At 59.3% G+C, this 12,723-nt stretch carries 10 protein-coding genes; all 10 read left to right on the top strand.

The window, feature by feature from the left end:
• Positions 1-39 precede the first annotated feature (39 nt).
• A complete protein-coding gene (locus tag ACP3TY_RS19525; protein WP_042557882.1) occupies positions 40-543 on the top strand; it encodes an OmpH family outer membrane protein in 504 nt (167 codons plus the stop codon).
• A gap of 3 nt (positions 544-546) precedes the next feature.
• Positions 547-1,602: a UDP-3-O-(3-hydroxymyristoyl)glucosamine N-acyltransferase gene (lpxD, locus tag ACP3TY_RS19520; RefSeq protein WP_426618249.1), complete on the top strand. Its 1,056-nt coding sequence runs from the start codon at positions 547-549 to the stop codon at positions 1,600-1,602.
• 106 nt (positions 1,603-1,708) lie between these two features.
• Entirely contained in the window at positions 1,709-2,149 is a 441-nt protein-coding gene (gene fabZ, locus ACP3TY_RS19515) for a 3-hydroxyacyl-ACP dehydratase FabZ (RefSeq protein ID WP_053117635.1), read from the top strand.
• Complete coding sequence (gene lpxA, locus ACP3TY_RS19510) at positions 2,146-2,922, top strand: acyl-ACP--UDP-N-acetylglucosamine O-acyltransferase (RefSeq protein ID WP_159813095.1); 777 nt, start codon at positions 2,146-2,148, stop codon at positions 2,920-2,922. Before fabZ ends, lpxA begins: the two co-directional genes overlap by 4 nt.
• A 2-nt stretch (positions 2,923-2,924) precedes the next feature.
• Positions 2,925-4,055, top strand: coding sequence for a lipid-A-disaccharide synthase (gene lpxB / locus ACP3TY_RS19505; protein WP_426618248.1), 1,131 nt, complete (start codon positions 2,925-2,927; stop codon positions 4,053-4,055).
• An 11-nt stretch (positions 4,056-4,066) separates the two neighbouring features.
• A complete protein-coding gene (gene rnhB / locus ACP3TY_RS19500) occupies positions 4,067-4,693 on the top strand; it encodes a ribonuclease HII (RefSeq protein WP_159813170.1) in 627 nt (208 codons plus the stop codon).
• A gap of 76 nt (positions 4,694-4,769) precedes the next feature.
• Positions 4,770-8,291, top strand: coding sequence for a DNA polymerase III subunit alpha (dnaE, locus tag ACP3TY_RS19495; RefSeq protein WP_426618247.1), 3,522 nt, complete (start codon positions 4,770-4,772; stop codon positions 8,289-8,291).
• A gap of 139 nt (positions 8,292-8,430) precedes the next feature.
• On the top strand, positions 8,431-9,378 hold the full coding sequence (locus tag ACP3TY_RS19490; protein WP_053117644.1) for an acetyl-CoA carboxylase carboxyltransferase subunit alpha: 948 nt from the start codon (positions 8,431-8,433) through the stop codon (positions 9,376-9,378).
• 108 nt (positions 9,379-9,486) lie between these two features.
• Positions 9,487-10,815, top strand: a complete 1,329-nt coding sequence (gene tilS, locus ACP3TY_RS19485; protein WP_426618246.1) for a tRNA lysidine(34) synthetase TilS — start codon at positions 9,487-9,489, stop codon at positions 10,813-10,815.
• A 274-nt stretch (positions 10,816-11,089) separates the two neighbouring features.
• Positions 11,090-12,721 (top strand): CTP synthase, encoded by a 1,632-nt coding sequence (locus ACP3TY_RS19480; RefSeq protein ID WP_053117648.1) that lies wholly within the window; start codon positions 11,090-11,092, stop codon positions 12,719-12,721.
• Positions 12,722-12,723 lie beyond the last annotated feature (2 nt).

Below are 12,723 nucleotides of genomic sequence, written 5' to 3'. Positions count from 1 at the left end.
GACCCAAGATAACGACAATGGATTTTGTAGGAGTGCATCGTGCGTAAGTTGACTCAATTGGTTCTCCTGGCCTCCGTACTGGTGGCAGGCCCGGCTTTCGCCGACATGAAAATCGCTGTTCTGAACTATCAGATGGCTTTGCTGGAATCGGACGCGGCCAAGAAGTACGCCGTTGATGCCGAGAAGAAGTTCGGTCCGCAACTGACCAAACTGAAGACTCTGGAAAGCAGCGCCAAAGGCATTCAGGATCGTCTGATGGCCGGTGGCGACAAAATGCAGCAGGGCGAGCGCGAGCGTCTGGAGCTTGAATTCAAGCAAAAGGCCCGTGACTTCCAGTTCCAGTCCAAAGAACTGAACGAAGCCAAAGCCGTTGCTGACCGCGAAATGCTCAAGCAACTGAAGCCGAAGCTGGATGGCGCAGTGGAAGAAGTCATCAAGAAAGGTGGTTTTGACCTGGTGTTCGAGCGTGGCGCAGTGATCGATGTCAAACCTCAGTACGACATCACGCGCCAGGTTATCGAGCGCATGAATCAGCTGAAGTAACCCATGACCGTGACCATCAAGCTCGGCCAGTTGGCCGAGTTCCTCGGCGCCACCCTGCGTGGCGACCCGGAGAAGCAAATTACTGGGCTAGCCACTTTGCAAGAGGCTGGCCCAGCTCAGTTGAGCTTTCTGGCAAACCCTCAATACCGCAAATTCCTGGCAGGCTCGCAGGCGGCAGCGCTGTTGCTCAAAGAAGCTGATGCTGAAGGCTTTGCCGGAAATGCGCTGGTGGTGCCGGATCCTTATCTGGCCTACGCACGTATCTCGCACTTGTTCGATCCCAAACCAAAAGCTGTGGCGGGTATCCACCCGTCGGCAGTGATTGCGGACGACGCGGTGGTTGATCCAACCGCCAGCATCGGCCCGTTTGTAGTGATCGAAGCCGGTGCGCGTATCGCTGCTCAAGTGACCTTGGGCGCCCACTGCTTTATCGGTGCGCGCAGTGAAATTGGTGAAGGCGGCTGGCTCGCGCCCCGCGTGACCCTGTATCACGACGTGCGCATCGGCAAACGTGTGGTGATTCAGTCCGGTGCTGTGCTCGGTGGTGAGGGCTTCGGCTTTGCCAACGAGAAGGGCATCTGGCAGAAAATCGCCCAGATCGGTGGCGTGACCATCGGCGACGACGTAGAGATTGGCGTGAATACCGCTATCGACCGCGGCGCGCTGGCCGATACCGTGATCGGCAATGGCGTGAAACTCGATAACCAGATTCAGATCGCGCACAACGTTCAGGTCGGTGATCACACTGCCATGGCCGCGTGTGTCGGGATCTCCGGCAGCACCAAGATCGGCAAGCATTGCATGCTCGCTGGCGGTGTCGGTCTGGTTGGGCACATTGATATTTGCGACAACGTTTTCCTCACCGGGATGACCATGGTGACCCACTCGATTACCGAGCCAGGCGCCTACTCATCCGGTACAGCCATGCAACCGGCGGCCGAATGGCGCAAAAGCGCGGCCCGTATTCGTCAGCTCGATGACATCGCGCGACGTTTGAAACAGCTGGAAAAGCGCGTAGGGGAAGTGACCCCTGACGGCAATGCTTCATCAGATGGCTGATACCATTTCCATATCAAGTGTGCACAGCCTCTAGACTGCCTCCTTGATTTGCTAGAGGAGTGCGCGTCAGTCGCGCTCCCAATCTTTACATAGGCTTCCCCCCGAAATGATGGACATCAACGAGATTCGCGAATACCTGCCTCACCGTTACCCGTTCCTGCTGGTGGACCGAGTGGTGGAACTGGACACTGAAGGCAAGCGCATTCGCGCCTACAAGAATGTCAGCATCAATGAACCGTTCTTCAATGGTCACTTCCCTGCGCATCCAATCATGCCGGGCGTACTGATCATCGAAGCGATGGCTCAGGCTGCCGGGATCCTCGGTTTCAAAATGCTTGATGTGAAGCCTGCCGACGGCACGCTTTACTACTTCGTCGGTTCCGACAAGCTGCGCTTCCGCCAGCCTGTGTTGCCGGGCGACCAGTTGATCCTTGAAGCCAAGTTCCTCAGCTGCAAGCGTCAGATCTGGAAATTCGAATGCCAGGCTTCGGTCGACGGCAAGCCGGTCTGCTCGGCTGAAATCATCTGCGCGGAACGCAAGCTATGAGTTTGATTGACCCTCGCGCAATCATCGATCCGTCGGCCGTTCTGGCTGACGGCGTCGAGGTCGGCCCGTGGTCGATCGTCGGCGCCGGTGTGGAAATCGGCGAGGGTACCGTGATCGGGCCCCATGTAATTCTTAAAGGCCCGACCCGCATCGGTAAGCACAATCGCATCTACCAGTTTTCTTCGGTAGGCGAGGACACGCCCGATCTGAAATACAAAGGTGAAGAAACCCGTCTGGTGATTGGTGACCATAACGTCATCCGCGAAGGCGTGACCATTCACCGTGGCACCGTTCAGGATCGTTCCGAAACGACCTTGGGCGACCACAACCTGATCATGGCCTATGCCCACATCGGTCACGACAGCGTCATCGGCAACAACTGCATTCTGGTCAACAACACCGCGTTGGCTGGCCATGTGCACGTTGATGACTGGGCGATCCTCTCCGGTTTCACCCTCGTACATCAGTATTGCCACATCGGCGCCCACAGCTTTTCCGGCATGGGCACGGCGATCGGCAAGGACGTTCCGGCGTTCGTGACGGTATTCGGCAACCCGGCGGAAGCACGCAGCATGAACTTCGAAGGCATGCGCCGTCGTGGGTTCAGCGAAGACGCGATCCACACCCTGCGTCGCGCCTACAAAACCGTCTACCGCCAAGGCCTGACGGTCGAGCAGGCACTGGCTGAGCTGGCTGAACCGGCGGCGCAGTTCCCGGAAGTCGCGATTTTCCGCGACTCGATCCAGTCGTCGACTCGCGGCATCACTCGCTGATCATGGCTAATCTGCGTATTGCGCTGGTGGCGGGTGAGGCTTCCGGCGACATTCTCGGCGCCGGTCTGATGCGCGCCCTCAAGGCGCAGCATCCGGCGGTCGAGTTCATCGGTGTGGGTGGCCCGTTGATGCAGGCCGAAGGCCTGACTTCCTACTTTCCCATGGAACGCTTGTCGGTCATGGGCCTGGTAGAAGTGCTCGGGCGTCTGCGTGAGTTGCTCAAGCGCCGCAAGGAGCTGATCGCCACGCTGATCGCCGAGAAACCGGATGTGTTCATCGGCATCGATGCCCCGGATTTCAACCTCAATATCGAACTGAAGCTGCGTCAGGCCGGGATCAAAACCGTGCATTACGTCAGCCCGTCGGTGTGGGCATGGCGGCAGAAGCGCGTGTTGAAGATTCGCGAAGGCTGCGATTTGATGCTCACGTTGTTGCCGTTCGAAGCGAAATTCTACGAAGAGAAGGGCGTGCCGGTTCGGTTCGTCGGCCACACGCTGGCCGATGCCATTCCGCTGGAGGCTGATCGTGCTGCCGCGCGTGCCGAGTTGGGCTTGCCTGACGGCCCGCTGGTGGCCTTGATGCCCGGCAGCCGTGGCGGCGAAGTGTCGCGACTTGGCGCGCTGTTCCTCGATACCGCCGAGCGCCTGCGCAGCATGCGCCCGGGTGTGCGTTTCATCATTCCTTGCGCCAATGCCGAGCGTCGCGCGCAGCTTGAAGAGCTGCTCGCCGGCCGCGATCTGCCGGTGACCTTGCTCGACGGCAAATCCCATCTGGCCCTGGCCGCGTGCAACGCCGTGTTGATCGCTTCCGGTACCGCGACCCTTGAAGCGCTGCTGTACAAGCGGCCGATGGTGGTCGCCTATCGCTTGGCGCCGCTGACGTACTGGATTCTCAAGCGCATGGTCAAGAGCCCTTACGTATCTTTGCCGAACCTGCTCGCCCAGCGTCTGCTGGTGCCAGAATTGTTGCAGGATGATGCGACGGTTGAAGCACTGGCCCAGACCTTGTCGCCGCTGATCGAAGGCGGTGAAGAGCAGACGCGCGGTTTCGACGAGATCCACCGCACGCTACGCCGGGATGCCTCCAATCAGGCGGCGGACGCCGTCCTTAACCTGATCGGTCAAAAACAATGAGCAAGACAAGCATGCAGATGGGCCTGGATTTCACCCTGGTCGCCGAAGTCGAAGAATTGGTGGCCGGTGTCGACGAAGTCGGTCGCGGCCCGTTGTGCGGTGCAGTGGTGACGGCGGCGGTGATCCTTGATCCGAATCGGCCGATTCTCGGTCTCAACGACTCGAAGAAGCTCACCGAAGCCAAGCGTGAAAAGCTCTACGACGAGATCATCGAGAAGTCGCTGAGCTGGTGTATTGCCCGCGCCGAAGTCGAAGAAATCGACGAACTGAACATCCTTCACGCGACCATGCTCGCCATGCAGCGCGCGGTCGCCGGCCTGCATATTCAGCCGAAACTGGCGATGATCGACGGCAACCGCTGCCCACACTTGCCGATGCGCGCTGAAGCGGTGGTGCAGGGCGACGGTAAGGTGCCGGCCATTGCTGCCGCGTCGATTCTGGCCAAGGTCAGTCGTGACCGTGAAATGGCTGCGTTTGAATTGATCTACCCGGGTTACGGCATCGGCGGGCATAAAGGCTATCCGACGCCCGTTCATCTGGAAGCCTTGGTACGTCTGGGCCCGACGCCGATTCACCGGCGCTCGTTTGCCCCGGTGCGTCTGGCTTACGAAGCGCTGGAAGGCCTGACGCAGGTTTAGTCGCAAGGCTGATGTTTTGTTCGAGGCCCGGTACAATCCGGGCCTTGTTGTCTCTATGTAACTGGACAGGATCACTATGCCGGCTTCATTCGTTCATCTACGCCTGCACACTGAATACTCGCTGGTCGACGGGCTAGTGCGGATCAAGCCGCTGGTCAAGGCGCTGACCGCCATGAACATGCCGGCGGTCGCGGTCACCGACCAGAACAACATGTGTTCCCTGGTCAAATTCTATAAAAACACCATGGGCGCCGGCATCAAGCCGATCTGCGGCGCCGACCTGTGGCTGTCGAACAAAGATCCGGACGCGCCGCTGAGCCGGCTCAGCCTGTTGGTGATGAACGCCAAGGGCTATCGCAACCTCACCGAGTTGATCTCGCGCGGCTTCATTGAAGGCCAGCGCAACGGCATGATCATCATCGAGCGTGAGTGGGTCGCTGAAGCCAACGACGGCCTGATCATGTTGTCCGCCGCCAAAGAAGGCGAGATCGGCATGGCCCTGATCAGTGGCAACCCGGCTGAAGCCGAGGCCCTGACGCGCGAATGGATGGCGGTGTTCCCGGATCGCTTCTATCTGGAAATCCAGCGCACCAACCGTCCCAACGATGAAGAACAACTGCACGGCGCCGTGGCGCTGGCCGACAAACTCGGCGCGCCGCTGGTGGCGAGCAACGATGTGCGCTTCATCAAGCAGGAAGACTTTGCCGCCCACGAAACCCGCGTGTGCATCGGTGAGGGCCGCGCCCTCGACGATCCGCGTCGTTCGAAGAATTACAGCGATCAGCAATACCTGAAAAGCGCCGAGGAGATGATCGAGCTGTTCAGCGATATTCCCGACGCGATTGAAAACACCGTCGAGATCGCCAAGCGCTGCAACATCGACGTGAAACTGGGCACGCACTTCCTGCCCAACTTCCCGATCCCCGATGGCATGACCATCGACGAATATTTCCGCAAAGTCTCCTTCGACGGTCTCGAAGAGCGCTTGGCGGTGTTGCTGCCAAAAGACACCACCGAAGACTACGAAGCCAAGCGTCAGGTCTATGTAGATCGCTTGAATTTCGAGCTGGATATCATCATCCAGATGGGCTTCCCCGGTTACTTCCTGATCGTTATGGACTTTATCCAGTGGGCCAAGAGCAACGGCGTGCCGGTAGGCCCTGGCCGTGGTTCGGGTGCCGGTTCGCTGGTGGCCTACGTGCAGAAGATCACCGACCTTGATCCGCTGGAATACGACCTGCTGTTCGAACGTTTCCTTAACCCGGAACGGGTATCGATGCCCGACTTCGACGTCGACTTCTGCATGGACGGTCGTGACCGCGTGATCGACTACGTGGCCGAGAAATACGGGCGCAACGCGGTAAGCCAGATCATCACTTTCGGTTCCATGGCCGCCAAGGCTGTGGTGCGCGACGTGGCGCGGGTGCAGGGCAAGTCCTACGGTTTGGCGGATCGTCTGTCGAAGATGATTCCGTTCGAAGTCGGCATGACTCTGGAAAAAGCCTACGAGCAGGAAGAAATCCTCCGTGACTTCATCAAGGTCGATGAAGAGGCCGCCGAAATCTGGGAGATGGCGCGCAAGCTCGAAGGCGTGGTGCGTAACGTCGGTAAACACGCCGGTGGTGTGGTTATCGCGCCGACCAAGCTGACTGACTTCTCGCCGATCTATTGCGACGAGGCCGGTGACGGTCTGGTAACCCAGTTCGACAAGGACGACGTTGAAGCCGCCGGTCTGGTGAAGTTCGACTTCCTCGGTCTGCGGACGCTGACGGTCATCGACTGGGCGCTGAAGACCATCAACCGCGACCGCGCCAAGGTCGACGAGCCGCCGCTGGACATCGCGTTCATTCCGCTCGACGACAAGCCGACTTACACGCTGTTGCAAAAAGCTGAAACCACCGCGGTGTTCCAGCTTGAATCCCGCGGCATGAAAGAGCTGATCAAAAAGCTCAAGCCCGACTGCCTGGAAGACTTGATCGCACTGGTGGCCCTGTTCCGTCCGGGCCCGCTGCAATCCGGCATGGTTGATGACTTTATCAACCGTAAGCACGGTCGCGCCGAGCTGGCGTATCCGCACTCCGACTATCAATACGAAGGCCTCAAGCCGGTATTGGCACCGACCTACGGCATCATCCTGTATCAGGAACAGGTGATGCAGATTGCCCAGGTGATGGCCGGTTACACCCTCGGTGGTGCGGACATGCTCCGTCGGGCGATGGGTAAGAAAAAGCCCGAAGAAATGGCCAAGCAGCGCGGCGGTTTTATTGAAGGTTGCAAGACCAACAATATCGAAGCCGACCTTGCCGGTAACATTTTCGACCTGGTGGAAAAATTCGCCGGTTACGGCTTCAACAAGTCTCACTCGGCTGCATACGGTCTGGTTTCGTACCAGACGGCCTGGCTGAAGACTCACTACCCGGCGCCGTTCATGGCCGCGGTACTGTCGGCGGACATGCACAACACCGACAAGGTCGTGACCTTGATCGAAGAAATTCGCACCATGAAGCTGCGTCTCGACGCGCCGGATGTGAATACTTCGGAATTCAAGTTCACGGTGAACGACGAAGGCCGCATCATTTATGGCCTCGGCGCGATCAAGGGGGTGGGCGAGGGTCCGGTCGAGGCGATCACTGAGGCGCGCGCGGACGGGCCGTTCAAGGATCTGTTCGATTTCTGCGCCCGCGTCGACCTCAAACGAATCAACAAGCGCACCCTCGATGGATTGATCCGCAGCGGCGCGCTTGATCGTCTCGGCCCGTTCTTCCATGAAGAGCAAAAGGCTTATCAGGCCAACATCGACCGCAACCGTGCGGTGCTGTTGACTGCGATGGAAGAAGCGATCAAATCCGCCGAGCAGACGGCGCGCACCCACGACAGCGGCCACGCCGACCTGTTTGGCGGCTTGTTCGTTGAGGAAGACGCCGACGTTTACGCGGTGCATCGCAAGGCCAAAGAGCTGACCCTCAAAGAACGCCTCAAGGGTGAAAAAGACACCCTGGGCCTGTACTTGACCGGTCACCCGATTGACGAGTACGAAGGTGAGATCCGCCGGTTCGCCCGTCAGCGCATCATCGACCTGAAGCCGGCCCGCGATACGCAGACCGTGGCCGGGATGATCATTGCCCTGCGCGTGATGAAGAACAAAAAGGGCGACAAGATGGGCTTCATCACCCTCGACGACCGTTCGGGGCGAATCGAGGCGTCGCTGTTCGCCGATGCGTTCCACTCCGCACAGTCGCTGTTGCAGACCGACGCGATGGTGGTGGTTGAAGGCGAGGTCAGCAACGATGACTTCTCCGGCGGCCTGCGCCTGCGGGTCAAGCGTGTGATGAGCATGGAAGATGCGCGCACCAACCTTGCCGAGAGCCTGCGCCTGAAGCTGCAAACCCAGGATCTGAAAGGCGATCAGCTACGCTGGTTGGGTGATTTGCTCAAGCGCCATCGCGGCGCGTGCCCGGTGACCATGGAGTACACCAGCCCCGATGCGAAGACCTTGCTGCAGTTTGGCGAGACGTGGCGAATCGACCCGGCGGATGCGTTGATTCAGGCTCTGCGTGACCAGTTCGGGCGAGACAACGTCTTCCTCCAATACCGTTGACCGGCGAGTGCCATCATTGCACTTGCCCGAAACCTGAATTTTTAATCTCGACCTCAGCGCGCCTCTCCCTTAAGGTAGGGCGCGAATAGACAACCGGCCGGCCCAAGCTTATTTGGGACTCGACCCAAGACGGACGCCTATGAACCCGAATTTTCTAGATTTCGAACAGCCGATCGCCGACCTGCAAGCCAAGATCGAAGAGTTGCGCTTGGTCGGTAATGACAATTCGCTGAATATCGGCGATGAGATCTCCCGCCTGCAGGACAAGAGCAAAACGCTGACCGAGGACATCTTCGGCAAGCTGACCAGCTGGCAGATCGCACGCCTGGCGCGTCACCCGAAACGCCCGTACACCCTCGATTACATCGAGCACATCTTCACCGAGTTCGACGAGCTGCACGGCGACCGTCACTTCTCTGACGACGCCGCCATCGTTGGCGGTATCGCCCGTCTGGAAGACCAGCCGGTGATGATCATCGGTCACCAGAAAGGCCGCGAAGTGCGCGAGAAGGTTCGCCGCAACTTCGGCATGCCGCGTCCGGAAGGCTACCGCAAGGCATGCCGTTTGATGGAAATGGCCGAGCGTTTCAAAATGCCGATCCTGACCTTCATCGACACCCCGGGCGCTTACCCTGGTATCGACGCTGAAGAGCGCAACCAGAGCGAAGCGATCGCCTGGAACCTGCGTGTGATGTCGCGCCTGAAAACCCCGATTATCGCCACCGTTATCGGTGAAGGTGGTTCCGGCGGTGCACTGGCGATTGGCGTCTGCGATCAGTTGAACATGCTGCAGTACTCGACCTACGCGGTGATCTCGCCGGAAGGTTGCGCATCGATTCTGTGGAAAACCGCCGAAAAAGCGCCGGATGCTGCCGAAGCGATGGGCATCACCGCTGAGCGTCTGAAAGGCCTGGGCATTGTCGACAAGGTGATTGGCGAGCCTCTGGGCGGCGCGCACCGTGATCCGGCGACTGCCGCTGCTTCGATTCGTGCCGAGCTGAGCTCGCAACTGGCGATGCTGAAGAAGTTCGATAACGAAGCGCTGTTGAAGCGCCGTTATGATCGACTGATGAGCTACGGCCTCTAAGTCGAACGCAATACCCCTGTAGGAGCTGCCGAAGGCTGCGATCTTTCAAGATCAAAAGATCGCAGCCTTCGGCAGCTCCTACAGGATCCTTGAGAAGCGACCCTCTCTATGAATTCTTCGAAGAGTGATTTGCCTTCCCGGCTTCTGCTGAACCTTGAGCCTTGGCGCAATGCCGCTCATTGGCGTATCGCCTTCTCTGGTGGTCTTGATTCCACCGTCCTGCTGCATCTGCTGGCCTCTCTGGCAAAATCCGATTCCCTCCCGCTGCTAAGCGCTGTCCATATCCATCACGGCCTTCAGGCTGCGGCTGATGCGTGGCCGCAACATTGCCAAGCCGTTTGCGATGCGCTGGGTGTTTCGTTGCTGATCGAGCGGGTTACGGTGCAACCGGGTGCGAGTCTGGAGCGAGCAGCACGGGATGCGCGTTACGCGGTGTTCAGTGCGCTGACGCAGACCAATGATCTGTTGCTGACCGGGCAGCATCGCGATGATCAGGCGGAGACGCTGTTATTTCGCCTGTTGCGCGGCGCCGGTGTGCGCGGACTATCTGCAATGCCGGCGCAGCGGCCGGTGGGGCAGGGCACACTGGTTCGGCCGCTGCTGGACATCTCCCGCGCCGAACTGGAAGCGTACGCGCAGTCACATCAATTGACCTGGATCGAAGACCCGTCCAATCAGGATCGGCAATTCTCGCGCAACTATCTGCGCCATCAGGTCATGCCGCTGCTGACCGGGCGCTGGCCGCAAGCGCAGGCGAGCATGGCCCGCAGTGCCGCGCATCTGCGTGAGGCGCAGGGGCTGCTCGATGAACTGGCGCAGATCGATCTGACACAGGCGAGCACCCCGCACGATTTCGAATGGCTGGGTTTGCCGTCGCTGGAACTGGCGCCACTCGCCGCACTGTCCGCCGCGCGCCAACGCAACGCGATCAGTCATTGGCTCGAACCCTTCACCCAACTGCCGGATAGCGACCATTGGTCGGGTTGGACGGATCTGTGCGAAGCGGCTTCCGATGCTTCCCCTATCTGGTGTCTGGCCAATGGCGAATTGCATCGCAGCGCCGGACGTGTGTGGTGGCTCAGCGGCCACTGGTTGCGCACGCCGATGATCGGCGCCGACTGGCAAGTGCCGTCTTCACCGCTACGCTTGGCCGATAATGGTCGCGTCATGTTCGACGGGCAAAATCCTTGCGGCCCGTTGCGTATCGCCTATCGTCAGGGCGGCGAAGTGATGCATTTGGCGGATCGCGGTCATCGCGATCTCAAACGCCTGCTCAATGAGCGCGCGGTGCCGGGTTTTGTGCGTGGCAGATTGCCGCTGCTGTTTCGCGGTGACGAATTGCTCGCGGTGGCGAACCTGCCGGGGCTTGATGGCAATGGGCAGGACGGCTGGAAATTGCATTGGCAGCCAACAGGCGAAGATCTGGGTTTGAGCTGAAAGGAGCATTCCGGTAGACTACGCTCCCTTCTTGATACAACTTCTGTGGATTCGCCTGAATTGCAGGAGTTGCCGATTACCAAGCAGTCTTTGCTGGGCGATTCCAAAAAATGTGTAGCGAGCAACGTACCGGTGTTTCATCTGCCGGTCTGTCCCAACGCGGCGGTTTTTTTGAAAGGTGCACTGTGATTAATGCAGGTGATCGGGGGCTTCGGCCTTCCTTCGCTTCCCCCGGCGGCTCGGACCGCTTTAACGCAGACTTCTAGGGTTTTTCATGACGCGCTACATATTCGTCACGGGCGGTGTTGTTTCTTCTTTGGGGAAAGGCATTGCATCGGCTTCATTGGCAGCCATCCTGGAGGCGCGGGGACTTAAGGTCACCATGCTGAAGCTGGATCCGTACATCAACGTTGACCCGGGCACCATGAGCCCGTTCCAGCACGGCGAAGTGTTCGTCACCCACGACGGCGCCGAGACCGACCTGGACCTGGGCCACTACGAGCGGTTCATCCGCACGACCATGACCCAGAACAACAACTTCACCACTGGCCGTGTTTACGAGCACGTGCTGCGCAAAGAGCGCCGTGGTGACTACCTGGGTGCAACCATCCAGGTGATTCCGCACATCACCGACGAAATCAAGCGCCGCATCATCAAGGGTGCTGGCGACGCTGACGTGGCGATGGTTGAAATCGGTGGCACCGTCGGTGACATCGAGTCGCAACCGTTCCTTGAAGCGATCCGCCAACTGCGTTTCGAAGTCGGCGCCAAGCGCGCGATGCTGATGCACCTGACTTTGGTGCCGTACATCGCCACTGCCGGCGAGACCAAAACCAAGCCAACCCAGCATTCGGTGAAAGAACTGCGTTCGATCGGCCTGCAGCCAGACGTACTGGTGTGCCGTTCCGATCACCCGATCGACATCTCGTCGCGTCGCAAGATCGCTCAGTTCACCAACGTTGAAGAACGTGCGGTGATCGCGCTGGAAGACGCCGATACCATCTACAAGATCCCGGGGATCCTGCACTCGCAGGGTCTGGACGATTTCGTCGTTGAGCGTTTCGGTCTGCAGTGCGGCAGCGCTGATCTGTCCGAGTGGGAAGCGGTGGTTGATGCCAAGCTGAACCCGGAACACGAAGTGACCATCGCCATGGTCGGCAAGTACATGGAGCTGCTGGACGCCTACAAGTCGCTGATCGAAGCGATGAGTCATGCCGGCATCAGCAACCGCACCAAGGTAAACCTGCGTTACATCGATTCCGAAGACATCGAAAACCAGGGCACCGCGCTGCTCGAAGGTGTCGACGCGATCCTCGTACCGGGCGGCTTCGGTCTGCGCGGCGTGGAAGGCAAGATCACCGCCGTTCAGTACGCTCGTGAGAACAAGGTTCCATACCTGGGCATTTGCCTCGGCATGCAAGTGGCGGTCATCGAGTTCGCCCGTAACGTGATGGGCTGGAAAGACGCCAACTCCACCGAGTTCGACCGCGCCAGCGGCCACCCGGTTGTGGGTCTGATCACCGAATGGGAAGACGCGACCGGCGCCGTTGAAGTGCGTACCGAGGCGTCCGATCTGGGCGGCACCATGCGCCTCGGCGCTCAGGAATGCCTGCTTGAAGCCGGCTCCAAGGTGCACGACTGCTACGCCAAGGATGTGATTGTCGAGCGTCACCGTCACCGTTACGAAGTGAACAACAAGCTGCTGCCACAACTGATCGAAGCCGGCCTGAAAATCTCCGGTCGCTCGGCTGACGCAGCGCTGGTTGAAGTGGTAGAAGCGGCCGATCACCCATGGTTCGTTGCTTGCCAGTTCCACCCTGAGTTCACCTCGACACCACGCGATGGCCACCCGCTGTTCAGCGGTTTCGTCAAAGCAGCGTTGGCTCAACACCAGAAGAAGGCGTAACC

Source organism: Pseudomonas rustica, from assembly GCF_049959085.1.
Taxonomy (GTDB): domain Bacteria; phylum Pseudomonadota; class Gammaproteobacteria; order Pseudomonadales; family Pseudomonadaceae; genus Aquipseudomonas; species Aquipseudomonas rustica.
This window is presented reverse-complemented; position numbering and strand designations above follow the sequence as displayed.

Excerpts from the sequence above, each read along its gene's own strand:
- lpxB (WP_426618248.1), top strand. The coding sequence starts at position 2,925 with ATGGCTAATCTGCGTATTGCGCTGGTGGCGGGTGAGGCTTCCGGCGAC.
- ACP3TY_RS19490 (WP_053117644.1), top strand. The coding sequence starts at position 8,431 with ATGAACCCGAATTTTCTAGATTTCGAACAGCCGATCGCCGACCTGCAA.
- fabZ (WP_053117635.1), top strand. The coding sequence starts at position 1,709 with ATGATGGACATCAACGAGATTCGCGAATACCTGCCTCACCGTTACCCG.
- lpxD (WP_426618249.1), top strand. The coding sequence starts at position 547 with ATGACCGTGACCATCAAGCTCGGCCAGTTGGCCGAGTTCCTCGGCGCC.
- dnaE (WP_426618247.1), top strand. The coding sequence starts at position 4,770 with ATGCCGGCTTCATTCGTTCATCTACGCCTGCACACTGAATACTCGCTG.
- tilS (WP_426618246.1), top strand. The coding sequence starts at position 9,487 with ATGAATTCTTCGAAGAGTGATTTGCCTTCCCGGCTTCTGCTGAACCTT.
- rnhB (WP_159813170.1), top strand. The coding sequence starts at position 4,067 with ATGCAGATGGGCCTGGATTTCACCCTGGTCGCCGAAGTCGAAGAATTG.
- lpxA (WP_159813095.1), top strand. The coding sequence starts at position 2,146 with ATGAGTTTGATTGACCCTCGCGCAATCATCGATCCGTCGGCCGTTCTG.
- ACP3TY_RS19480 (WP_053117648.1), top strand. The coding sequence starts at position 11,090 with ATGACGCGCTACATATTCGTCACGGGCGGTGTTGTTTCTTCTTTGGGG.